The organism is Acidianus manzaensis, assembly GCF_002116695.1.
In the GTDB taxonomy this organism is placed as follows: Archaea; Thermoproteota; Thermoprotei_A; order Sulfolobales; family Sulfolobaceae; genus Acidianus; species Acidianus manzaensis.
Window position 1 is genome coordinate 2540545 of sequence record NZ_CP020477.1, and the last position, 22756, is coordinate 2563300.

The following is a 22756-nucleotide window of genomic DNA, read 5'->3' on the forward strand; positions in this document are numbered from 1 at the left end:
TTAGTTTCCAATTAGATCTTTCCTAAGCTAGAACCATAATATTAATCAACTCGAATGATATATCATGATTATCCTCTAGATTAAAGTTCTAGTTTAAATCTGTATATTCAGTTATATTTTTTAACTTATTATCTTTTTATATATTTTATGCGAAACATTTTTTAATAACGTAAGATAAATGATAGTGATGTTTCCTCCAAAATTTGGATATTATAAACCCTCTTCCTTACCAGATGCACTAGATTTTTTAAATGGCGGAGGAGCTAGACCATTAGCAGGCGGACAAAGCTTAATTCCTATGCTGAAATTAAGAGTTATACAGCCTAATTTCTTAGTTGATCTAAACCAATTAAAGGAATTAGATTACGTTAAAGATGAAGGAAAGACATTGAGCATAGGGAGCTTAACTAGATACTCAGAAATAGTGAATAACTACATTTTAAAAACTAAGGCACCGTTATTATCTGAAACAGCAGGAAAAGTAGGAGATTTACAAGTTAGAAATTTAGGCACTATAGGAGGAAGTTTAAGTAATGCGGACCCATCAGCTGATTACCCTGCAGTAGCACTAGCTTATGATGCTACAATGACTCTTTTATCTTCAAATGGAGAAAGAAAAGTAAAAGCTAAAGATTTCTTCAAAGGGCCTTTTACTACAGAATTAGCTGAAAATGAAATATTATCTAAAATAGAATTTCCTGTACTGGAAGGATATAAGTTCAAATATCAAAAAATCGTTAGAAGGGCTGGAGATTTTGCATTAGTAGGAATGGCATTATTATCTAAGGTAGAAGGAGACACGATAGTTGATTTAAGAGTAGCTTACACTGGCGTTTCGGATAAACCTTACAGACCATACGAACTAGAAAAAACACTAATAAACCAGAAAATTAACGATGATTTATTTAAACAATTTGCGGAAAAAGTAAGTAATTCTGTAAATCCTCCCTCAGATTCCAGAGGGAGCTCTTCTTATAGGCGCAAAGTAATGTCTATCTTAACTTATAATACATTAAAAGAGGTGTTAAATCCTTGATTAGACCTGGAGAAACAACAAAAATAAGAGTAAAAGTTAACGGAATATGGTATGAGAAAGAAGTAGAGCCTAGATTACTTCTAGTTCATTTCCTTAGAGACGAATTAGGATTAACTGGAACAAAAATAGGATGCGATACATCAACTTGCGGTGCATGTACTATTCTTTTAAATGGAAAAGCAATAAAATCATGTACATATTTAGCTGTTCAAGCTGACGGTGCAGAAATAACTACAATAGAAGGCTTAGCAAAAGATAGTAAACTTCACCCTATTCAAGAAGCGTTCAAAGATAACTTCGCCTTACAATGTGGATTTTGCACTGCAGGAATGATTATGCAGACTTACTATCTCCTTAAGGAAAATCCTTCACCCTCAGAAGAAGAAATCAGAGAAGGATTACACGGAAATATCTGTAGATGCACAGGATATCAAAACATCATTAAAGCAGTAAAAGATGCATCAATGAGGATGAGACAATGACGTACGTTGGAAAACCAATAAAAAGACTTTACGATGATAAATTCATAACTGGAAAAAGCAATTACATAGACGACGTAAAAATCAACGCATTATATGCTGGATTTGTTAGAAGTCCTTATGCTCACGCTAAGGTAAAAAACATAGACTCAACTGAAGCATTAAAAATACCTGGAATAGTAGCAGTATTTACATATAAAGATTTTGAAAAAATACTAAAAGATGGGATAAGAATATGGAACACTTACGAAGATCCTAGAATGTGGAAGTTTAATCCTAGATTGCCTTTAGCAAAAGACAAAGTAAGATATGCTGGAGAACCAGTAGCAGTAGTTATAGGTGTAAATAAGTATGTTGTAAGAGATGCTATAGATAAAGTAAATGTAGATTATGATCCGCTAGATGCTGTAATAACTATGGAAGACGCAGAAAATAATAAAGTATTAGTTCATGAAGATTTAGGAACTAACATAGCGTTTGATCAAACTTATGCATCTGGAAACGTTGATGACGCATTTAAACAAGCAGATAAAGTAATTCAAATAGAAGTTACTAATAATAGATTAATTAATTCTCCAATGGAACCTAGAGGAATCATAGCAAGTTACGAAAATGGATACTTAACAGTATGGTATTCAACACAAACTCCTCATACGTCAAGAGATGAATTCTCCAGAATATTCGGAATACCATCAAGTAAGATAAGAGTAATAATGCCAGATATAGGAGGAGCTTTTGGTAGTAAAGTACATATTACTCCAGAAGATGTTAGTGTAATAGCATCTTCAATACTTTTAGGAAGACCAGTGAGATGGACTGCTACAAGAACTGAAGAAATGATAGATGCAGAAGCTAGACATAATACTTTCAAAGGAGAAGTGGCAGTAAAGAATGATGGAACTGTCTTAGGGATAAGGGGAGAATTACTAGTTGATATGGGAGCATATTTAACTTATACTGCACCCTTACAGCCAGCAATAATACCTTTAATGATCCCTGGTCCATATAAAATAACTAATTTAAACATAAAAAGTAGGGCAGTATACACTAATACTCCACCAATTATAATGTACAGAGGAGCAAGCAGGCCAGAAGCTACTTTCATTATAGAGAGAATAATGAGTAATGTAGCAGATCAGTTAGGTTTAGACGAAGTAACTGTAAGAGAGAAAAATATGATAAGAGCTAACGAAATGCCTTATACTAATCCATTTGGATTAAAATACGACTCAGGAGATTACTTGTCAGCACTTAAAGATGGATTAAACAAATTAGGATATTATGAATTAAAGAGGAATGCAGAAGAAGAAAGGAAGAAAGGTAAGAAAGTTGGAGTAGGAATGGCATTCTATCTAGAGATATCGGGTTTTGGTCCATGGGAATTTGGAGAAGTTAGAGTAAACGAAGAAGGAGACGTTTTAGTTATAACTGGTGGAACACCACATGGACAAGGAACTGAAACAGCTATAGCTCAAGTAGTTGCTGACGCTCTTCAGATAGATATTGGGAGAATAAAAGTGATCTGGGGAGATACGGAAACAGTTGCTGCTGGAATGGGATCGTATGGATCTAGGACAGCATCTGCTGCAGGAAGCGCAGCATTAGTCGCAAGTAATGAAATATTAAATAAAATGAAAGAGATAGCTGCTACTCAATTAAAAGTTGATGTAGAAGAGGTTGAATATAGTCAAGGAGAATTTTATGTAAAAAGCGATAAAAATAGAAAGATTAGTTGGAACGATGTAGCAAAGGCTGGATACAATGGAAAAGAGTTAGGAATATATTCTCAAGTTACATTACCTGGTGATGTAACGTTCCCTTACGGTGTTCATGTAGCAGTAGTAGAAGTTGATGATTATGGAATTGCTAAAGTAAAGACATATAAGGCTTATGATGATATAGGAAGAGTTCTAAATCCTGCATTAGCAGAAGGACAGATTCACGGTGGAGCTACTCAAGCTGTAGGGCAAGCGTTATACGAGCAAGCAATATTTAATGATAATGGACAGTTGAGCGTAACATATGCGGATTATTTCGTTCCTACTGCCGTTGAAGCACCTAGCTTTGAAAATTATTTCGCAGAGAAAACTCATGATTCAGCATATCCAACTGGAGCTAAAGGTGTAGGAGAAGCAGCACTGATAGTAGGTCCTGCAGCAATAGTAAGGGCAATTGAAGATGCTACTGGTAAAAAATTCAATAAAACACCAGTAAAACCTGAAGATATTCTTAGTTAAAAAATAGTTAAAAAAAATTAAGATAATTCTTTTACTATTTTTTCTATTTCTTCATATGGTGGTTCTTTAGTTGGATCATCTGATACCCATTTATATTTTATTTTTCCGTCCTTTCCTATAACGAAAACAGCTCTTTTTGCAAGAATATATCCAGGCAATGCAGGGAATTCCCAATATACATTATATTTCTTTATTACTTCTCTATTATAATCACTTAATATTAAAAAATTGAGTTTGTTTTGATCTTTAAATGCTTTATTACTGAATGGTGGATCTACACTAATTCCTATTATTTGCGCATTTATAGAGTTAAATTTTGCCATAGAGTCTCTGAATGTACATAATTCTTTAGTACATACTGAAGTGAATGCTCCAGGGTAAAACGCTAGTACAGTTACTTTGCCTTTAAAATCAGATAGTTTAACTTTCTTTAGATCTGTATCTGGTAATTCGAAATCCGGTGCGTTTTCTCCTATTTCTGGCATACTAATATTTCTTATCCCAAGAATTTAAGTAATGTTTTGAATAATGCTTAAACTATTTTAACATTATTTTTAAAGAAACTATCAATAACTAGAAACGAAAATGTTATAAGGATCTAAAGACTTCTTTAGCAATTCTCCTGTTTTATAATGTTCAAAACATTCCTCATCTTCTTTACATCCTTTTTCAATAATTATGCTTTCTTCAGGAAAATCTTTTTTGTTTATCTCATTACATGTTCTTATATATCCAGAACCAATGTACGCTATAGTCTTATCTGGACCTATCTTATTGATGATATCAAATTCTTTTCCTCTATAAGTTGTAATACCATAGATTCTTTCACAATCGAGGCTCGCATTAGGTAAACCATCTTGAAAAGATAAACCGTATTTTTCTTCTAAAGAATCTATATACTTGGAAAATCCTCCAAAGATTACAAATGTTTTTCCGTTATTGTAGAATATCCCCCAAGGTCTTTCAGAAATTATCTTCTGAATCTTTTCTTGGTTAATTTCAGCAAAAGCTAATCTTTCTGGTTTTCCTATTAGCCTAAAAGTTAGTTCAACGTAAATTCCCAACCATCCTAAGCTTCCAGACAATGCTTTCCAAATTTTATATCCACTGGAAAATTTTGTAGTTCTACTTCCGGATTTTATTAATTCTCCTAATCCTGTAATTATTTTTGCTCCTAGTAATAGATCTTTAGGATAGGGATATATCAAAGAAAAAAGAGAGGGAAAATTAGTGGAAGCTAATCCTCCTAAACTACCGGAATAAGTTAATGGTAAAAATAGATTTCTTTCACTTAGCGCATTTTTTAATGCTTCAAAACTAACTCCAGGTTGAGCAGTTACAAATAAATCAGATTCAGAAATTTCGAGAATTTTATTAAAGTTCCTCATTGAAATACAAATATCAGCATTTACATTTTTTCCTATATGATGAGTATTAAACCCTATTATGTAAATCTTTCTTTTTCCTACATCTCTTATAATTTCAAGTAAATCCTCATAAGTTTTAGGGTAAACAGTTTCATTACATAAGACTGACATTGAAGAAAAATAGATAAATAAATTTTAAACTTTATTGTATTATGTAACGTTTAATTTAATTCAAAGACTGCAATACAACATTTTTAAACTATTTAAACAATAGTAGATTGATGATTGAAGATTTAAGGAGGATAGTAGGCGATAAATGGGTAATAGATTCTTCAGAGAAAAAATTGTTTGGCTTTGATGGTTTTACCGCAGTAAAAGGAGAACCAAAAATGGTGGTTTTACCGGGTAACGAAGATGAGACAATACAGGTTGTAAGATATCTAGTATCTAAAGACGAAAAAATAATCATAAGAGGTTCCGGCACTAGTTTAAGTGGAGCATCAATATCAGTAGAAGGAGATGAAGTAGTAGTTTCTTTGACTAGACTAAATAAGGTTTATTCTATAAACGGCTTAGAAATTGAAGTAGGTCCTGGTATAATAAACGCTATGGTTACTAAAAATGCTCCTTCTAATCTTTTTTATGCTCCTGATCCATCCAGTTATCAAGTTTCATCAATAGGAGGTAATATTTCGCATGATTCTGGAGGAATTCATGTAGTAAAATACGGTCCTACTTTTAATAGTATAATTTCATTAAAAATAATTTTACCTAACGGAGAAGTTGAATATATTAAGCCTTCTCCATTCTTTAATTTTTCAAGCATATTTGTAGGAGCAGAAGGAACATTAGGAGCAGTTTTAAGAGCTAGGCTAAGACTTTTTCCTAAACCTGAGAATAGGAAGAGCATCTTTGCAACTTTCAATAACTTATATGATGCGTCAAATACTATAGTTAGTATTTTCTCTAAGGGAGTAATTCCTTCAGCATTAGAAATGATGGATAAAAATATAATAAAAGCGATAGAAAAAAGCAGATATAAGGCTGGCTTACCAGAAGTTGAAGCTATGCTATTAATAGAATTAGATGATAGCCAAATCCAGTTAGAGGAAGAAGAAAAGAGAGTAAAGGAAATAATTGAAAATAATAATGGTCAAATAATAATCCCAGATGATGAAGGAAAAGTATGGAATGCTAGAAAAGGGGCATTTCCAGCAATGGGTGCAATAGGCCCAGCTTACGTTACATTAGATTGTAATGTTTTAAGGAGTAAATTATCGACAACATTAGAAAACATATCAAAAATTGGAGAAAAGTATCACGTATACATAGCTAATGTATTTCATGCAGGAGATGGAAATCTTCATCCTTTAATATCCTACGATCCAAATGACTTTGATAGTTTTTACAGAGCTTTTAGAGCTAGCGATGAAATAGAGAAAGAAGTGATAAATGAAGGAGGAATTCCTTCTGGAGAACATGGAATAGGAATAGAGAAAATAAAATATTTCAATATTTATTATTCAGAGAAAGACATCGAAGTAATGAAAAGAATTAAGAAAACTTTTGACGAAAAAGGATTATTTAATCCATGCAAAATGTTCGGTGGATGCAAAGCAAATAAAAAAGAATTAGAGGTTATTTGGGAATGGGATTAGAAGAAGAGTTAAATAAATGCGTTCACTGCGGATTTTGCTTAGAAGCATGTCCAACATACTCAGTAACTAGATCAGAAATTCATTCTCCAAGAGGAAGAATAACAGCAGTAAAATTAGGAATTCCCAGTGAAGGATTAGATACTTGCGTATACTGCAGAAGATGCGAATTAGCATGTCCTAGTGGAGTAAAATACTCAGAAATAATTACATCTGTAAGAAAAGCTAATCCTTTAGAAAAAATAATGCTAAAAATTTTAGAAAAACCTAGTTTAATTCAAATGTTTAATATAATAAAAGAAGTAAAAGCTAATAAACCTCTGGAGTATTCTGATAAAAATCCTGAAATAATCCTCTTTCCGGGATGCATAACTTCAGTATTCTTTAGAGATACTGTAGAAAAAGCATTGAATTTTCTGAAAAGACAAGGCTATACAGTAGAAATACTTAATGGATGTTGCGGATTAGCACATGAACACGTAGGAGAAAAGAATAGATCAAAAGAATTAATTTCAAAAGTAGGAAAAGAATTTGAGGGAAAGACAGTTATATCATTATCATCAAATTGTACAGCGCATATGAAAGAAAATGGATTGAACGTTTATGATTTTGGAGAATTCCTTATTAAAATGGATGTGCCATTGCCTTTTATAGAAGGTGAAGTTACAGTACATGAACCTTGTCATGCTAATTTGTTAGGATTAAATAAATACACTAGGCAGGTTTTATCTAAGATGGGAGTTAAAATTAAAGAGTCAGAGGAGCCATCATATGAATGCGGTGCAGGAGGAGATTATTTTATCTTTCATAAAGAGATGTCAGAAAAAATTATGATGACTAAAAAAGAGAAAGTAATGAAAAGTGGATTGACTACAGTTATTTCAACTAATCCATCATGTTCCATAGCATTCCTTAAAATGGGATTAAAACCAAAACATTTAGCTGACTTGCTATAATTATTTTTTAAATTTCCAGTAAATTATTCCTATTACTAAGACTACTATAAAAGCACCAAGAATATAATAATCCGATTTTTCAGCTAACATTATAACGTAATTTATTTGATTATAGAAAATATATCCTAAAACTGAAAGAACAGAATCCCAAATTATGTGACCAGCAAATGTAAATACTATGAACTTTAAGAGGCTCATACTAGCTATTCCTGCTGGAAAAGAAATTAATGCCCTAATTTCTGGAACAAAACGCAAGGAAAAAACTGATAAGCTTCCATGTTTAGCAAACCAACCATTTAACCTTTCTAATTTATCTTCAGTTAATCTAAATATTTTTCCATATTTCTTTAAAAATGGAAGTCCAAGTTTTAATCCAATAAAATAATCTATAATTGATCCAGTTAAACTACCTAAAGAACCTACTAGAACAGCAAGAAAAAGGTTTAATGAGCCTTGATGAGAATAATATCCAGTTAATGGCATTATTATTTCGCTGGGAATTGGAAAACCAATTCCTTCTAAAATCATTAAACCTAAAATTGAAAAATAACCTATAACTCCTTGAAACTCATACATTTGAGTTTAATCGTCTTCTTTAAGTATATAAATTCTATCCCAAAATAAAAGATGATAAAAAAATTATAATTTTATGTTATAGCTGAAAGTACAGAAACCATTTGCGATTCATCAGGACCAAAGTTTGAAGTTTTGATAATTATTAACGTATTTCCGCTGTATGCTATTATTTCACTCTCAAAAGGATATCCGAAAAAGGTATATTGTATATAAGTATAATTATAACCGTTTATATCGCCATGGATCGAACTACCCTGATAGTCAGACGCATAGATGGACTTAGGTATTGATGAATTTGAGTAAATACATTTAGTAATATATAGGTATACTTTTGTTCCATTAATTTTTCCAGCTAATTCCTCAAATTCCTCAAAATACTTCTCATTTGGTAAAGGCCCGGAAATATACTTAGAAACATTATGCTTCATTGTTGTACCATTATTGTATGAGATTGTAAATATGCCGTTACTATATGTTATTGTTCCTGATTCATTGTTTAGTATTTGCCAAGTGCCTCCAAATGTGGATTTTGCCTGGGAAGCTGAATAAGCTAATGCTGGGTGAGGTAAGACTACTAGTACTACAGCTAGAATTACGATTACCGCAATCACTGCGCCTACTACTCCAGTTATAATTTTCTTTAAAGGTATTTTTGATGGTTTTGATGGATAATATGGTGGAGGCTGATTAGGCTGTGTAGGAGGTTGAGAGTACGGTGATGCTTCTCCTGGTTGAATTGGTTGCATTGGAGGGAATTTATATCCACAATTATAGCAGAAAACTGCATCATCTGGATTTTGCGTTCCACACCTAGGACAATATTTTACCATGGTTATGAAATTTTATGATATAGGATATAAAAACTTTTAGGTAATTTTAGGATCACTTTTATATTATCTATCACAAATATTTTTAGATAGTTAAAAGATAAGATTAATTATCTTTACCCTCTTTTAATTTATATTTTATAGTAATTAAAACATATTTATTGAATTTATAACTTTTACTAGAATATAAAAATTATGCTCTAAAATCAAATTATATATTTTGCTAGTTGAAAGATATTACTGAACTACTGCGAACCTTAATATCTACTTTTTAACTTTTACTAAAAATTTTATATGGAGATGAATTAGTAGTAATCTTCCTATTATTTTTGCTTAACATTATTTTATGATAATATATAAAATAAAAAAGATCTATTGTTTTATATACGATTTTATTTCTTCCCAGAGTTCATCTACGCTATCTTCTATTTCCTTTATTTCTTTTTCATTTAGCTTAGAGAATCTTCCTTGTAATTTTAAGTATTCAGTTACTGGTTTTCTATTCTTTTTATCTATTAGGGTTTTGCTTATGCTAGTTAGACGGAATTCCCCATTCTCTATCTCGAATAAGGGCCATATTCCAGTTTCTACAGCTAATTTAGCTATTTCTATAGTTAAACTTGAGTCAAATCTCCAGCCTGGTGGACATGGTGAAAGTAAATGAACGTATCTAAATCCTTTTATCTGCTTAGCTTTTTTAACTTTGTTTTGATAATCGAACGGATAAGCTACTGAAGCTGTTGCTACATAAGGTATCTTATGCTCAGCCATTATGAATGGCATCGGTTTCTTAAACTCTCTTTTACCTTCCGGAGTAGTTGTAGTCCATGCACCTTTAGGTGTCAAACTCGATCTTTGTATTCCAGTATTCATGTAAGCTTCATTATCATAACATACGTATAAGATATCTTCATTTCTCTCAGCTGAACCACTTATCGCTGAAAATCCAATATCAGCAGTACCACCATCTCCTGCCCATACTGCTACTATGGAGTCATTATCTCCTTTCATCCTAAGACTCCTAACTATCCCAGAAGCAATAGGCGAAGCTGCTGCAAAAGCACTATGAACTACTGGAATAGTAGAAGGCATTCCAGTAGTGTCTCCCATAATTACTGTAGTGCACGAAGCAGGCACAACTAGTACTGCCTTTTCTCCTAACTCTTCGATTAATATATCTAATTCCTTAGGTATTGGGCATCCTGGGCATGCTGCATTTCCTCTATATAATTTTGGTATTCTTCTAGGATTTGTGATTAAACTCATAATATCCACCTCTCCTCTTCTAATTTTCCTGAAATTAAATCTTCAATAACGTTCTGGAAATGTAATGGTCTTACATCTTTTCCTCCTAAACCTGCAATAACACTATGTACTGGGATGTTATTTCCGTATAACGCTGACTTAATTTCATTTGCTAATATTCCTCCAGAACCAAAAGAATAAGCTCTATCAAACGTTACTACAGCCTTTACATCTTTTAATTTTTCTCTGATTTCTTCTTTAGGAAATGGTCTGAACACTCTAATCTTAAGTAATCCTACTTTTTCTCCATTATTTCTTAATCTATCTACTGCAACTTTTCCATCACTACTCCACGCTCCCATACTTACTATTACGTAATCTGCATCTTCGCATTTATAGCATTCGACTAAATCGTATTTTCTACCGCTGATTTTTTCGTATTCTTTCATTATATCTCTTATTACGTCTTTAGATCTTTCCATTGCTTTCTTTGCCTCATACCTTATTTTTATATACTCATCTGGTGTTGCTATTGGTCCTACTCCTACTGGATCTGAAAAATCAATTAGATTGAATTGTCTAGGAGGTAAGAAAGAATCTACTTCAGAATCTTCTAATACTTCTACTCTTTCCATAGTATGAGTTAGAATAAATCCGTCAAATCCCATCATTACTGGCATTATAACTCTTTGATCTTCAGAAATTTTGAATGCTTGTAATGTCATATCATATGCTTCTTGAACGTTTTCTGCCATCATCTGAATCCAAATTGCATCTCTTTTACTTATAAAATCTTGATGATCATCCCAAATTGTCCATGGCTCAGCCAGAGCTCTAGTAGCTATTGCAGCTACTATAGGAACTCTTTGACCTCCAGCCCAATATATCATTTCAGTCATGTAAAGTAATCCTTGAGATGACGTAGCTGTAAATACTCTACTTCCAGCTACTGCTGCACCATAAACTGCTGCCATGGCAGAATGTTCGCTCTCTACCCTTATCATTTCAGCCTTAAGTTCTCCTTTACTAACGTATTCAGCTAATTTTTCTAACATAGTAGTTTGAGGCGTTATTGGAAATACTGAAAGAACTTGAGGTTTAGCTTGCTTTACTGCATAAGCTACTGCATGATTTCCTACTAAGGCTAAACTTTTTCTTTTTAAAACCTGCATTTTTATTTCACCTCTGAAACCATTTCAATTGCATGAGTAGGACATACCTGTGCACATACACCGCATCCTTTACAATAATCATAATCAATTAATGGAAAAAGATCTTCCTTCATATCAATAGTATTTTCTACGCAATATAATATACAAAGCCTGCATCTAGTGCATTTATCATAATTTATTACTGGCTTATCTAGTCTCCAGGTTCCTGTTTTTCCAGCAGACCCTAATTTAGGTCTAGCTATTGGTATTCCTTCTGGTACGTTAATCAACTTTTTTCACCTCTTTATAGCCTAATTCAGCTGCTTCTGCGTTTAATTCTCCTAATTTTCCTTCAAATTCTTCTTCTATAGCCTCTTCGAGAGATTTTAATGACGGTTTTCCTAAAATTTTTGATATTGCTCCAATAAGAGCAGTATTAACGACTGCCCATCCTGCAATGGTTAATCCTAAATTTTTAGCTATAGTAGTAGCGTCAACTATGTATTCATTTTTTACCAATTTTTTAGGTATTGAAGTATTTACTAGGAGAAAGCCCGTATCCTTTAATCCTTCTGTAACATTCAAAATTGAAAGAAGCGAAGGATCGAAAACTGCTACTCCATCGGGATTATAAACTTCTCTATGAAGAAGAATAGGATTTTCTGACAGTCTTACGAAAGTTACTACTGGAGCGCCTCTTCTTTCTCCACCGTAAAATGGAATAGATTGTCCATATTCATCTTCTAAAATTGAGGCTTTAACTAAAAGTTCTCCTGCAGTTACTACTCCTTGTCCTCCTCTGCCTCGTAAGGAGATTTCTTTAAGCAAACTGTATCACACTTATAATTTTCTCTGAAATAGATGATAATGCTTCTTTAGAATATAGTAACAGAATTTCAATTAACCTTGTTAATTATTGTTTGAACTTTTGAATATGATTTTTTCTTAGATTCTAAAATAATTAGAAAAAATAAAATACAACTATTTTTAAGGTTATTGAATTACTTTATATTATTATAACTATATATAAATTCTTTTATTAATCATGGACAAAAGATATATCATGTATTTGAGTCACCTATATGTTTTTAAACAAATTTAATATAAGTTCAAAATTTTATAATTGATCTTTCATTATTAGTTTGCTGAGCGTCTGAAAATTGAGGTTTTCTCTCAATCAGAATTATTAGTAGAGCTACGTAAAGTATTCAAATAGTACACACTATTTCATTATATAATATATACTAGAAAAATCTCCTTTTGTACATCATGTCATTTTTATTAACTAACTTCATCATTAAAATTTAATTTTATTGTTAAACTGTGTTAATATCAGCAAGATTTTTTAATAAACTAGACAAAATGATTTTATGAGACTAGTTGTAGGCACAAATTTTGACGATTCGCTTATTGAAAAAATTAAGGAATATCCAGTAAAATACATGTTTGGAAGTCATACTAAAACAATAACTGGTCATGGTAGAGCTTCTTTCGTTTTGCCTCAAATTGATGAGAATAGATTTAAACAACATCTAGACATTATTCATTCTCAAAAAATAAAATTCCTATATACTATGAATACTGCTACCTTAAACGGAAAAGAGTACGATGAAACTTTCGTTAGGAAAGTTCAAGAAGAGGTAGATTATTTAGTTAAAACTGGAGTAGATGGATTTATCGTTGCTATGCCATTTTTGATCAAATTAATAAAAAAGGAATATCCTGACATGGAAGTTTCAGTCTCTTCGTATTCTAGAGTTTATAATATTAGGGAAGTAGAAGAGTACGTAAATTTAGGAGTAAATACTATCATAATGCATGAAGACGATAATAGAAATTTTGATTTATTAAAGGAAGTAGCAAAATATGGGAAAACGCACGGTGTTGATGTAGAGGTTTTAACTAATAATTCTTGCTTATGGGGATGTCCATATAGAAGATCTCATGATATAGTAAGTTCTAATCTATCAATGGAAGATGGGCCTAAAGGAGTATGGTTCGAATATCCTATACTCTTCTGTGCTACTGATGTTAGGAACGATATAGCTAACATAATAAGAATGAGGTGGATAAGGCCAGAAGACCTTCATTATTATGAAGAGATAGGAATTGATAGATTTAAAATAGCTGGAAGAAACAAAAAGACAGATTGGCTAGTAAAAGTAATAAAAGCGTACTCTGAAAGGAAATATGATGGAAATCTGCTAGATATAGTAAGTTATCCACAAGGTAGAGCTGTGCCAAAAGTATTAGAAAAATTAGGAGAAAAAGATAACGAATATGAGATTCTAACTAAAGTTGTAGTGAATAATTCTGAATTTCCTCCAAATTGGTTAGGTTACTTCAAATATAATAAATGTGAAACAAGAAGTTGTGAAGAGTGTAAATACTGTGATATGATTGCAGAAAAAGTAATCAAAGTTAATGGAAAGAATCTTAATGAATTGAAATTAAAGAAAATTGACGTACCAATAGAATTAATCCCGAGGTTTAACAATGGTCAAGATAAAGAATAATGTAAGAATAGCTGAACTTTTAGAACCAAACTTTTTTGGAACGGTATTAAATCATAACGTAACAGTTGTAGAAAAAGGACCTAGCGGAGGATTAATGATAATAGATACAAGCTTACCTTGTAATCTAGTTACTCTAGAAAATTACCTTAAATCGTGGGGATATTCAATAGAAGACATATCTGATATTGTAATAACACATGAACATCCAGATCATTACGGTAATGCAGAATATATAAAGAGAATATCAAAGGCAAAAATTTATGCCCACGAATTGGAAAGTTTCAATTCATCAGGAAAACTAAACACAGAAGAAATTAAAAGAGAGTTTCCTATTGATGAAGAGGAAATAGAAAAGACAGTAAAAAGAATAGAAAATATAAATGCGCCTACTCCTACAGTTGATGTTAAGCTAAAAGGAGGAGAAGAGTTAGCTGGTTTTAAGGTAATTCATGTTCCTGGTCATACAAAAGGGCATATAGCTTTGTTTGGCCAAGGAATATTAATTGTAGGAGATGCTATTAGAAATACGGAAAATACTATCAGACCACCGATAAAATTCTTCTGTTGGGATTACGAAAAAGCATTAAAATCGTTTAATTACTTACTTTCATTAAACTACGAGATTTTAGTCCCATATCATGGAGATTTAATTTTTAAATAATTTTTATCCAAATCGTATTATGTATTAAATTGTGAATTTTAGCTAGATATCTTACTAACTTCCTTTAAACTCGTTATAATACTAGCAATTCCTAGAATTCCTACCACTGTTATCACCAATAAAAATCCTATATTAATTGCATCTAAATTAGGTATAGGATTTCCAGTAGATATAGCAAAGTTATCTATAGGTGGTAATGCAATTATTAATAATCCAACGGCTAAGAAAACAATTCCTCCATAGTATAATACTCTGCCTGCAGTTTTTCTAGCTATATATGAGATTTGAATATCACTTAGTTTTTTTCATTCTAAGTATATTTCCGAAGATAATGCCAAATATTATTTGCATTATCATAGTTCCTAACCCAAAAAATAATCCTGGTAATGGTGCGAATATTAAAGATGGTACTTGTGGTGCAAGAATGAAAGTTATTATGGTTGCATATGCTCCAAAACCAAATCCTGCGATAAGACCATGAACTATAGTCATCTTTAGGGGTACATCACGTAGTTCTGTATTATTTGATTTTTCATGCCCTAGTAATCTATCTATAGGTAAATGCAAATATTTACCTTTCAATATATAAGATCCAGCGATAGCCATCACTATTCCAACTATTGCATATACGGGTCCATCTAGGTTATATTCCTTATAAACAGTTGCTAAACCTATAAATCCCAATGTAGTTAAGAATGCTCTTTGAATCATGAATCCTAAGGAAAATAAAAATCCTGCTTTCATTCCTCCTTTTGTGCTATATTTGCCTATAGCATAACTAAATGTTATTGGCCAAGTATGTTCGTCGGGTGTAATACCATGTAACATACCTAATATTAAAGAAAAAATAATTATCTCAGATAAGGATAATCCATTAGGTGGATTTAATAACATACTTAAACTTATCATAATATCTAGATTTAGGGTTATCCTAATTGATATTTAAAACTTTCTAACATTAAAATGTAATCTAGTTTATTTGTAATATTCTATAAAATAGAACAAATTGAATCGATTCTTTATTAGCTTAAAATTTTATTTAACAAAAAAATAAAGATTAATACGGACAAGCTGGATCTTCTTCCAAAGGATCATTATAGACAGCATAAGCTCTAGCTCTACTTCCTCCACAGATATTAGTATATTGACATTGACCACATTTTCCCTTTAGTTTTCCTTCTCTTATCATCCTTAAAAGTTCAGAATTTCTATAGATTTCTACAATGCTTTTTTCTCTTACATTTCCTAAAGATAATGGAAGGAATCCACTAGGATATACTTCTCCATTATATGATACAAATATTACTCCAGAACCATCTCTAGTAGGCATTATACTTTTATCTAATTTTCCAGTAGGTTCTCCTAGTAAATCTCTCAATCTCTTAGATAATTCTGAGGATGATCCTCCTTCTAATTTAGCTCTTCTGAAAAATGGAGCTTCAACAGTTCTTACAACTAAATCATATTTGCTAGCTTCAATCAGAAAATTAATTACCTCTTTATACTTCTCTCTTGGAATATCCAATTCTATACTTCCTCTTCCTACTGGAATTAAGAAGAATACTTCCCATACTTTTACTCCAAGGTCTTTCAATAGTTTTACCATTTCTGGAAGTTCTTCATAACTTTTCTTCCACACTACAGTATTTACTTGAACTTGAATACCATATTTTAGGCCTAATTTTATTCCTTGAATAGCGTACTTATAACTTCCAAAACCTCTTAGCCAATTATGTGTAGTCTCTTTAGCTCCATCAAGACTTATGGACATATATAAGGCAGAATTTCTTATTCTTTTTATATTCTCTTCAGTAAGATTATAAGATGGAGCAGGAGCTATAGAAACTACTAGTCCTAAGGATTTAGCGTAATCCATTAATTCGAAAACATCTTCTCTATTTAATGGATCTCCTCCAGTGAATACTACTACAATTTTTCCAAATTCTGCAATTTCTTCCAATAATTTCTTACCTTCTACAGTTGTTAATTCGTCAGGTAATTGATTTTTGATAGAATCAGCTCTGCAATGCTTACAAGTTAGTGGGCATGATTTAGTTAACTCCCAGAATACTAAATGTGGAGCTCTTTCAAAGGGCATAATGGATCGTCTCCATACATATTTTGATTCCAATAGTACGCTCTGGCTCTATCTCCTCCTTTACAGTATTGTTTGTATTTACAATCGCATTCTACATATTTATCAGTATGAATAAAGAAATCTGGTATATTTACTAGTATGTCTTTTAACTTCTTTTCTTTTACGTTTCCTAATTTTACAAAATCAATGAATTGGCAAGGATAAACGTCACCATTAGGATAAATAGAAATCATTTTCCTTCCGCATCCTCCAGTACTTTCAACAAATTTCAAATATTTTGAAAGTTCATTTTCGTTTTTGCTTAATTTATTAGCTAAATATATTCCGTCATATGTTCCTAGTGTAGTTTCAATTTCTACTTTTCCCTTTAATTTAAATGCATAGTCAAGAAGTTTATCCATGAATTTTTGATATTGTGAAGGAGAATAACTCCATTCTTTTAGATCTTTTCCTCTTCCACTTGCTGACAAATGGTAAAATGTAACCCTCTTTATACCTAATTTTAATATTAAATCGAAATAATTGTCGATATCATCAATATTCATTCCAGTTATTGTAAATCTTAATCCTACATTTAATCCCGCATTAATAGCGTTTTGTATTCCTCTTATAGTCATTGAGAAAGCTCCATTAACCCCTCTAAACTTATCGTGAAATTCTGGATTATAACTATCTAAACTTATTCCTATATACATGAAATTTAATTCTTTCAATTTTTTAGCAACTTTTTCAGAAATTAATGTACCATTAGTAGACAAAGCTAATTTTAATCCTTTTTTAGACGCGTACTCTGCAATTGTAAAAAAATCGTTTCTCATTAAAGGTTCTCCTCCACTCATTATGACTAGAGGTATTTTCAAGTCAGAAAACTGATCTACCAAGTCTAAAGCTTTTTCAGTGCTAAGCCCATTATCTCCATTTGGAGAAGCATTTATATAACAATGTAAACATTTAAGATTGCATTTATAAGTCAAATTCCACGTAATTACTGGTCTAAAATCTTCGCTAAAATTGCTTGGCTTCTCCTTATTAAAATGACCTTTTATAGAAAAAGAAACTGTACCTGTATCAGTAGCTATAACGCTTATCGGAATCATAATAATATTTTGTCATTTTTAATTTAAATTAATCACGACTAATATATTAGCCTAGTTAATGAAAAAGGGAGTTAAAGACAAAAAGCTGGAACAATAATAAAATGAATATATCTTATTTTTATTTTCAAACTACTAATTTAGCTAACGAAAATACTATAAGTAATGCAACAAATAATAAATCTCTTTTAGCTCCTCTTTTCCCTAATTCTGGTAATTCCTTCATTGATTTTAATTTATCTCCAGGTAATAGGAATCTAATAGAAGGTTCTATTAAAGCTAAAAGCAATAAATAATCGAATTTCATACTAAGAATTAAAAGAATTATCAAGATTAATATCCAAGTAAATATGACATCATTCTTCTTTAATTTTCTATAAGGTATTTTATATTCAACAAAAAGTGCTCCAGCAAAAATGTAAAAAGTCCAGAATATTGCAGGAACAAAAAATGCATGAACAGAATAAGCCCAAAAAATAGATAATGAAGCTACGAAAGTAGTACCCATAACAGTGCCCATCATAGTGTTCTTCTTATAGTAAAGAAAGAAAGTGAGTAACAATAAAAATACTGGAACTATAGCAAAAAAATTAAGGAAAAATAGATAAGGAATACCAGCGAGTATAGCTAACAAAATCTCCTTTTTGCCAAGCTTAAGTACCATTGCTTTTGGCTGTAAATATTCCATTATTGGTAAGTTATATGCTAATATAGGAATAAGTATAAGTGCCTTAAATAAGTTTATTCCAATAAACGGAATAATACTTACTATATAAGATAAAACTCCTACACCATAAAGCGCTTCATTTCTAACTTTCAAGGTCATATGAAATCCTTAATTACAGATTAAAAATATATTTGTCCTAATCTTTTAGGTGCTTCTAGACGAGAAAGAAGAAAATTTTTATATAGTAAAACCTTGTCTTAGAACAAACATATTGTACTCTTGCAAAAATCTTTATAAAACTAAAACGTAATCGCTTTCAAAATATTACGTATATATTGATAAATAAAATAATTGCTTATTTAATCCGATAAAAAATAAATCGATAGTATTTTTTTATAATTAGAAAGGTTAACATGATTTAATGTTAATTTGATAATCGTTTAGACTAAGAATGTTTAGACATTTTACGTTAATTAACATTGCTATTATATCCCGAAAATATTAGGGGTTTAAAATATTTTAAACTATACCCAGTTTATAATTGGTGATTTAATGGGTATAGATCCGAATTACAGGACGAGTAGGCCTCAAGCGGGAGAGCATGAGGGGCATAAAGTGTATGGTCCAGTAGAAGCGCCAAAAGTTCTTGGAATTCATGGTACTATTGTTGGTGTAGATTTTGATTTGTGTATTGCTGATGGTTCTTGTATAACAGCGTGTCCTGTTAATGTGTTTCAATGGTATGATACGCCTGGTCATCCTGCTTCTGAGAAGAAGGCTGATCCAATTAATGAGCAAGCTTGTATATTCTGTATGGCCTGCGTTAACGTATGTCCAGTAGCAGCAATAGACGTAAAACCACCATAAACGTATAGATCCAAATTTAATTATTTTTTAACAGTTTGTGTACTATTTGATTACTTTACGTTGATTCAACGAATTGCTCTGATTGGGAGAAAAACCTCAATTTTCAAATACTCCACGTACTATTTTTTAATATTATTTTCTGACTTTTTAAAGACAAGAGAAATTTGATACTCTTTATAAATAGATTATGTAATTGATTTTGTAGCTTAAATATAATGAAGAATATATCTTCTTTTATTATAAACTCTTTTAGAGAGAAGTTGTGTGCTTATGAATAGAATAATCCAATAGAATAGAAGTTTCCTTACATCAGAAACCTAAATAATAAGGTGTTGGATAAAAAAACTCTACAAATAACTTTAGGATTATGAGGTTAAATTTACCTCTTCTATTAATGCTTTCTGGAATAGGATTAATGCTAACTAGCGGAATACCAGCAGTATTTGAGTTCATGAGTATGCAAGGTTTTCCATCAAATCCTACATCTAGCTTATTTCCTTCTCATTGGTTTATTATGATTTATGGATTTTTCGGAGCTTTGATAGGGAATGAGATATTAGTAGCTTTAAGTGTGGAATGGTCTGGTAAAATTGCTAATAATAATCTAATTATTTCTTTTACTGCTTTGACTATAATAGCTTCATTATCTTCGTTTTTTGTTTCAATTTTATTTTCCATGTTTCTTGAGATCATATCTATTTCTATATTACTTTTATATTCTCAAACGTATCTGAATTATTCTAAAATAGGATTAAAACCTTCTACTTATAACTGGTTATTATTATTTTCATTAATAATTACAATAATTATTTTGTCATTTCAAATAGGTTTAGGATATGTAATACCTTACGTTAATTTATTCTTTCCTATAGGTGTAATATTTGCAGTCATGTCTAGAGATCTAGCACTAGTTACTAGGGCTAAAATTAACGACAGTGAAATAGCGTTAGCCTTTATATTTCTTACTTTAGGAATAATATCATATTCAAGCTTTTATGGTGAAGCACTTTTATTCTTAGCTTGGTTACTATCGTTTCATTCATCTAAGTTGTATAAATTCAAAGGAAGAAAATATCCAATTCTTCACTTAACTACAGCCTGGATTTTCTTCCTTACCTCAATTATATTCTATGCTAATTATGATATCTTTATACATAGTATAGCAGTAGGATTCTTGTTTAATACTGTATTTGGAGTTGACGTAGTCTTAATGGATATGTTTGTAAATGCTTTTGGTAAAGTTTCAGTTAAACCTTCATACATTCCTTACATTTTGATGAATTCTGGTTTAATGATGAGGATAATCTATGATCTTGGAGTAAATTATTCGTTCTTAATACTATCTGCTCCACTTCAAGGATTCGGAATTCTTTCCTTCTTCATTTTAACTTTAAGGCAAGTTTTGCTAAAAAATAAGGTGTAATGCTTATTTACTTTTATAAAGAATTTTTTTATCATGATAAAAATAAAGAGGATTTATGATCCTATAGAAAAAGATGATGGATTGAGGATACTAGTTGATAGACTATGGCCTAGAGGAGTTAAAAAAGATAGGATTGATCTTTGGTTAAAGGAAATTGCTCCGTCAGAAGAATTAAGGAAATGGTTTAATCATGATCCAGAGAAATGGGAAGAATTTAAGAAGAAATACTTTGAGGAATTGAATCAAAATCCTAAATTGTCTGGTTTGTTGAAGTTAGTAAAAGACGGAAACAATGTGACATTACTATACGCAACCACTTCACCTTATAATAATGCTGTGGCATTAAAGGAGTTTTTAGAAAAAAGATTATTAAATGAAGAAGAAAAGAAAAATGCATGAAGAAATCTCCTCTAGAAGCGAGTATAGTAATAGAAAACCATCCATGCGAAGTTATGAAATTAATTTCATCGCTTAACCTAAACGCATTTGTAGAAAATGTAAAACTAGGAGACAATGTTACAGATCATATAGTTAATTTTGATGATTTAGATAATACTCAATATCAAAAATTAAGATTAGCATCATTAAAAACTATGAGACTTAGTGATAGTAAAGTGTGGATAAGAACGAGTGGTTGTGCTGTATGTAAACTTCTTTACTCATCAGATGTTGTTGTTGAAAAAGTAAAAGTAGTAGGAGAAAAAGCATTAATCTATAATCTTTTAATTCCCAATATGAGCTCATTAAAAGATTTATTGAAAAAACTAAACGATATAGGAGTAAAATCTACGGTTATGAGCATAATGGAAATAGAAGAAAATCAGCTTACAGAAAGACAAATGGAAATATTGAAGATGGCTTTTAAATTAGGATATTTTGATGATGATAGGAAAATTTCAATGTCAGAATTAGCTGAGAAGTTAGGTATAAGTGCGCCAACTTTAGAGGAAATACTTAGAAGAGCCTTAAGAAAAGTAGTCAAGAATTATCTGGACAAAAGTAGTTAATGAATTTAATTTTCTCGATTTATTCTTTTGTTCTTAACTTTTAGTAAACTTTTTGAAACATTTTTCGTTAATCGTAAAGATGTATCTAATATTAGTTTAAAAGAGCAAATAATCTTTATAACATTTTAGATAATTATAAAAGATACTTTTTATGTGAAGTTTATTAAATACGATATAAATAAAAAAGAAATTACCTTTTTTCTTAAATTCCTTTAGAGGCTTGCTAGAGCACCTAATAATGTTTGTAGCAATTCTAGTACTAATGCTAGTAGGTTGTGTAGTAGGTCTGCTAAAGATGTTAGTAGTCCGTTTAGTGCTGAATCTAGTCCTATTAGGCTGTCTATGAAGAACATTTTTTATCATTTTAAAAATAGCAGTAATACTATAAAAAAATTTCTTTATTATACTATCTGTTTATCATTTGGAAAATATAACTTATAAATGTAGTAATATATTAAAAAGATAATCTACATAACTTAAAATGAATTTTTATATATGATAAAAATTATTTAAATATTAGATTTCAAATCTTTGCGTAAATATCCTAAAATAGAAGATATAAGGCAATTATTATATAAAAGGATATGTACAAGAAAAATTTATATAGAATTTTTAAGTAAAGCATCTTTTGAAGTTTATTACTAGTAAGTATCAGTTCTAATATAGAAATTTATAGTATTATATTGATAGAAATAACAAATAATCAACAATTTATGATAAGATAAACTATTTATATCTGCTATACATAGAGATAAAATAGACCAAAAATGAGCGCAACAAACGCATTAACCGATATACTACAAGTAATGTTCCAACTATTAGAACAACTACTACAAGCAGTATTAAGTCTCTTAACAAGTCTACTGCAGTCATTAGCAGGATAAAAAGAATAAA

Annotated in this window: 23 protein-coding genes and 1 pseudogene; 11 read left to right on the forward strand and 13 right to left on the reverse strand. The window is 30.9% G+C overall.

The genetic code is table 11. The annotated features are described in order from the left end of the window. The first annotated feature begins 187 nt into the window (after positions 1 to 187). Genes cutB through cutA form a run of 3 tightly spaced genes read left to right on the forward strand, consistent with a single transcriptional unit; the run spans position 188 to position 3752 of the window. On the forward strand, positions 188 to 1036 hold the full coding sequence (cutB, locus tag B6F84_RS13185) for a glyceraldehyde dehydrogenase subunit beta (protein WP_148692672.1): 849 nt from the start codon (positions 188 to 190) through the stop codon (positions 1034 to 1036). Next, complete coding sequence (gene cutC / locus B6F84_RS13190) at positions 1033 to 1518, forward strand: glyceraldehyde dehydrogenase subunit gamma (protein WP_148692673.1); 486 nt, start codon at positions 1033 to 1035, stop codon at positions 1516 to 1518. The genes cutB and cutC overlap by 4 nt, the downstream gene beginning before the upstream one ends. Next, positions 1515 to 3752 carry a glyceraldehyde dehydrogenase subunit alpha gene (gene cutA, locus B6F84_RS13195; protein ID WP_148692674.1) on the forward strand — a complete coding sequence of 746 codons (2238 nt, stop codon included), beginning with the start codon at positions 1515 to 1517 and terminating at the stop codon, positions 3750 to 3752. The genes cutC and cutA overlap by 4 nt, the downstream gene beginning before the upstream one ends. Before the next feature lie 17 nt (positions 3753 to 3769). On the opposite strand, the gene B6F84_RS13200 is transcribed toward cutA, so the two are convergent. Together B6F84_RS13200 and B6F84_RS13205 are read right to left on the reverse strand one after the other, a co-directional pair. Continuing rightward, positions 3770 to 4237, reverse strand: a complete 468-nt coding sequence (locus B6F84_RS13200; RefSeq protein WP_148692675.1) for a peroxiredoxin — start codon at positions 4235 to 4237, stop codon at positions 3770 to 3772. 81 nt (positions 4238 to 4318) lie between these two features. Continuing rightward, entirely contained in the window at positions 4319 to 5290 is a 972-nt protein-coding gene (locus tag B6F84_RS13205) for an FAD-binding oxidoreductase (protein ID WP_148692676.1), read from the reverse strand. Positions 5291 to 5400: 110 nt separating this feature from the next. On the opposite strand from B6F84_RS13205, the gene B6F84_RS13210 reads away from it, so the two are divergent. Together B6F84_RS13210 and B6F84_RS13215 are read left to right on the forward strand one after the other, a co-directional pair. Then, entirely contained in the window at positions 5401 to 6777 is a 1377-nt protein-coding gene (locus B6F84_RS13210) for an FAD-binding oxidoreductase (RefSeq protein ID WP_187152706.1), read from the forward strand. Beyond that, positions 6768 to 7730, forward strand: a complete 963-nt coding sequence (locus B6F84_RS13215) for a (Fe-S)-binding protein (RefSeq protein ID WP_148692678.1) — start codon at positions 6768 to 6770, stop codon at positions 7728 to 7730. Before B6F84_RS13210 ends, B6F84_RS13215 begins: the two co-directional genes overlap by 10 nt. Here the strand turns inward: B6F84_RS13215 and B6F84_RS13220 are convergent, their stop codons facing one another. The 6 genes from B6F84_RS13220 to B6F84_RS13245 form a co-directional block, all read right to left on the reverse strand. Continuing rightward, entirely contained in the window at positions 7731 to 8306 is a 576-nt protein-coding gene (locus tag B6F84_RS13220) for a DedA family protein (RefSeq protein ID WP_148692679.1), read from the reverse strand. A gap of 71 nt (positions 8307 to 8377) precedes the next feature. Continuing rightward, a complete protein-coding gene (locus B6F84_RS13225) occupies positions 8378 to 9136 on the reverse strand; it encodes a zinc ribbon domain-containing protein (RefSeq protein WP_148692680.1) in 759 nt (252 codons plus the stop codon). A 369-nt stretch (positions 9137 to 9505) separates the two neighbouring features. Next, positions 9506 to 10399, reverse strand: coding sequence for a 3-methyl-2-oxobutanoate dehydrogenase subunit beta (locus B6F84_RS13230; protein ID WP_148692681.1), 894 nt, complete (start codon positions 10397 to 10399; stop codon positions 9506 to 9508). Further along, the gene (locus B6F84_RS13235) at positions 10396 to 11550 is read right to left on the reverse strand and encodes a transketolase C-terminal domain-containing protein (RefSeq protein ID WP_148692682.1); all 1155 of its coding nucleotides are present in this window, start codon (positions 11548 to 11550) and stop codon (positions 10396 to 10398) included. Before B6F84_RS13235 ends, B6F84_RS13230 begins: the two co-directional genes overlap by 4 nt. 2 nt (positions 11551 to 11552) lie before the next feature. Beyond that, complete coding sequence (locus B6F84_RS13240) at positions 11553 to 11819, reverse strand: 4Fe-4S binding protein (protein WP_148692683.1); 267 nt, start codon at positions 11817 to 11819, stop codon at positions 11553 to 11555. Next, positions 11812 to 12357, reverse strand: coding sequence for a 2-oxoacid:acceptor oxidoreductase family protein (locus B6F84_RS13245; protein WP_148692684.1), 546 nt, complete (start codon positions 12355 to 12357; stop codon positions 11812 to 11814). The genes B6F84_RS13240 and B6F84_RS13245 overlap by 8 nt, the downstream gene beginning before the upstream one ends. A gap of 542 nt (positions 12358 to 12899) precedes the next feature. Here B6F84_RS13245 and B6F84_RS13250 point away from each other — a divergent pair. Both B6F84_RS13250 and B6F84_RS13255 read left to right on the forward strand, forming a co-directional pair. Beyond that, positions 12900 to 14045 (forward strand): peptidase U32 family protein, encoded by a 1146-nt coding sequence (locus tag B6F84_RS13250; RefSeq protein WP_148692685.1) that lies wholly within the window; start codon positions 12900 to 12902, stop codon positions 14043 to 14045. Then, positions 14026 to 14706, forward strand: coding sequence for an MBL fold metallo-hydrolase (locus tag B6F84_RS13255; protein WP_148692686.1), 681 nt, complete (start codon positions 14026 to 14028; stop codon positions 14704 to 14706). Before B6F84_RS13250 ends, B6F84_RS13255 begins: the two co-directional genes overlap by 20 nt. A gap of 38 nt (positions 14707 to 14744) precedes the next feature. Here the strand turns inward: B6F84_RS13255 and B6F84_RS13260 are convergent. The 4 genes and pseudogenes from B6F84_RS13260 to B6F84_RS13275 all read right to left on the reverse strand — a co-directional run bounded on the left by B6F84_RS13260 (position 14745) and on the right by B6F84_RS13275 (position 18724). After that, positions 14745 to 15615, reverse strand: a pseudogene (locus B6F84_RS13260) (hypothetical protein). A gap of 148 nt (positions 15616 to 15763) precedes the next feature. Next, the gene (locus B6F84_RS13265) at positions 15764 to 16804 is read right to left on the reverse strand and encodes a TIGR04053 family radical SAM/SPASM domain-containing protein (protein WP_148692687.1); all 1041 of its coding nucleotides are present in this window, start codon (positions 16802 to 16804) and stop codon (positions 15764 to 15766) included. Continuing rightward, a complete protein-coding gene (locus tag B6F84_RS13270; protein WP_148692688.1) occupies positions 16777 to 17901 on the reverse strand; it encodes a radical SAM/SPASM domain-containing protein in 1125 nt (374 codons plus the stop codon). The genes B6F84_RS13265 and B6F84_RS13270 overlap by 28 nt, the downstream gene beginning before the upstream one ends. 124 nt (positions 17902 to 18025) lie before the next feature. Then, positions 18026 to 18724: a hypothetical protein gene (locus B6F84_RS13275; protein WP_148692689.1), complete on the reverse strand. Its 699-nt coding sequence runs from the start codon at positions 18722 to 18724 to the stop codon at positions 18026 to 18028. Between the two features lie 393 nt (positions 18725 to 19117). On the opposite strand from B6F84_RS13275, the gene B6F84_RS13280 reads away from it, so the two are divergent. The 4 genes from B6F84_RS13280 (at position 19118) to B6F84_RS13295 (ending at position 21862) form a co-directional block, all read left to right on the forward strand. After that, positions 19118 to 19432 (forward strand): 4Fe-4S dicluster domain-containing protein, encoded by a 315-nt coding sequence (locus B6F84_RS13280; RefSeq protein ID WP_148691985.1) that lies wholly within the window; start codon positions 19118 to 19120, stop codon positions 19430 to 19432. 367 nt (positions 19433 to 19799) lie between these two features. Continuing rightward, positions 19800 to 20855 carry a nitric oxide response protein gene (locus B6F84_RS13285; RefSeq protein WP_148692690.1) on the forward strand — a complete coding sequence of 352 codons (1056 nt, stop codon included), beginning with the start codon at positions 19800 to 19802 and terminating at the stop codon, positions 20853 to 20855. A 33-nt stretch (positions 20856 to 20888) separates the two neighbouring features. Then, positions 20889 to 21254 carry a DUF488 domain-containing protein gene (locus B6F84_RS13290; protein ID WP_148692691.1) on the forward strand — a complete coding sequence of 122 codons (366 nt, stop codon included), beginning with the start codon at positions 20889 to 20891 and terminating at the stop codon, positions 21252 to 21254. Next, positions 21251 to 21862, forward strand: coding sequence for a helix-turn-helix domain-containing protein (locus B6F84_RS13295; RefSeq protein ID WP_148692692.1), 612 nt, complete (start codon positions 21251 to 21253; stop codon positions 21860 to 21862). Before B6F84_RS13290 ends, B6F84_RS13295 begins: the two co-directional genes overlap by 4 nt. Before the next feature lie 212 nt (positions 21863 to 22074). On the opposite strand, the gene B6F84_RS13945 is transcribed toward B6F84_RS13295, so the two are convergent. Continuing rightward, the gene (locus tag B6F84_RS13945; RefSeq protein ID WP_187152707.1) at positions 22075 to 22215 is read right to left on the reverse strand and encodes a hypothetical protein; all 141 of its coding nucleotides are present in this window, start codon (positions 22213 to 22215) and stop codon (positions 22075 to 22077) included. Between the last annotated feature and the right edge of the window lie 541 nt (positions 22216 to 22756).

What these genes read in the sequence shown, in the direction of transcription:
- B6F84_RS13265 (WP_148692687.1), bottom strand. Translation starts at nt 16,804, where the DNA reads ATGCCCTTTGAAAGAGCTCCACATTTAGTATTCTGGGAGTTAACTAAA.
- B6F84_RS13225 (WP_148692680.1), bottom strand. Translation starts at nt 9,136, where the DNA reads ATGGTAAAATATTGTCCTAGGTGTGGAACGCAAAATCCAGATGATGCA.
- B6F84_RS13205 (WP_148692676.1), bottom strand. Translation starts at nt 5,290, where the DNA reads ATGTCAGTCTTATGTAATGAAACTGTTTACCCTAAAACTTATGAGGAT.
- B6F84_RS13210 (WP_187152706.1), top strand. Translation starts at nt 5,401, where the DNA reads ATGATTGAAGATTTAAGGAGGATAGTAGGCGATAAATGGGTAATAGAT.
- B6F84_RS13215 (WP_148692678.1), top strand. Translation starts at nt 6,768, where the DNA reads ATGGGATTAGAAGAAGAGTTAAATAAATGCGTTCACTGCGGATTTTGC.
- cutA (WP_148692674.1), top strand. Translation starts at nt 1,515, where the DNA reads ATGACGTACGTTGGAAAACCAATAAAAAGACTTTACGATGATAAATTC.
- B6F84_RS13270 (WP_148692688.1), bottom strand. Translation starts at nt 17,901, where the DNA reads ATGATTCCGATAAGCGTTATAGCTACTGATACAGGTACAGTTTCTTTT.
- B6F84_RS13945 (WP_187152707.1), bottom strand. Translation starts at nt 22,215, where the DNA reads ATGTTCTTCATAGACAGCCTAATAGGACTAGATTCAGCACTAAACGGA.
- B6F84_RS13295 (WP_148692692.1), top strand. Translation starts at nt 21,251, where the DNA reads ATGAAGAAATCTCCTCTAGAAGCGAGTATAGTAATAGAAAACCATCCA.
- B6F84_RS13200 (WP_148692675.1), bottom strand. Translation starts at nt 4,237, where the DNA reads ATGCCAGAAATAGGAGAAAACGCACCGGATTTCGAATTACCAGATACA.
- B6F84_RS13285 (WP_148692690.1), top strand. Translation starts at nt 19,800, where the DNA reads ATGAGGTTAAATTTACCTCTTCTATTAATGCTTTCTGGAATAGGATTA.
- B6F84_RS13290 (WP_148692691.1), top strand. Translation starts at nt 20,889, where the DNA reads ATGATAAAAATAAAGAGGATTTATGATCCTATAGAAAAAGATGATGGA.
- B6F84_RS13255 (WP_148692686.1), top strand. Translation starts at nt 14,026, where the DNA reads ATGGTCAAGATAAAGAATAATGTAAGAATAGCTGAACTTTTAGAACCA.
- B6F84_RS13220 (WP_148692679.1), bottom strand. Translation starts at nt 8,306, where the DNA reads ATGTATGAGTTTCAAGGAGTTATAGGTTATTTTTCAATTTTAGGTTTA.
- B6F84_RS13275 (WP_148692689.1), bottom strand. Translation starts at nt 18,724, where the DNA reads ATGACCTTGAAAGTTAGAAATGAAGCGCTTTATGGTGTAGGAGTTTTA.
- B6F84_RS13235 (WP_148692682.1), bottom strand. Translation starts at nt 11,550, where the DNA reads ATGCAGGTTTTAAAAAGAAAAAGTTTAGCCTTAGTAGGAAATCATGCA.
- B6F84_RS13280 (WP_148691985.1), top strand. Translation starts at nt 19,118, where the DNA reads ATGGGTATAGATCCGAATTACAGGACGAGTAGGCCTCAAGCGGGAGAG.
- B6F84_RS13250 (WP_148692685.1), top strand. Translation starts at nt 12,900, where the DNA reads ATGAGACTAGTTGTAGGCACAAATTTTGACGATTCGCTTATTGAAAAA.
- B6F84_RS13230 (WP_148692681.1), bottom strand. Translation starts at nt 10,399, where the DNA reads ATGAGTTTAATCACAAATCCTAGAAGAATACCAAAATTATATAGAGGA.
- cutB (WP_148692672.1), top strand. Translation starts at nt 188, where the DNA reads ATGTTTCCTCCAAAATTTGGATATTATAAACCCTCTTCCTTACCAGAT.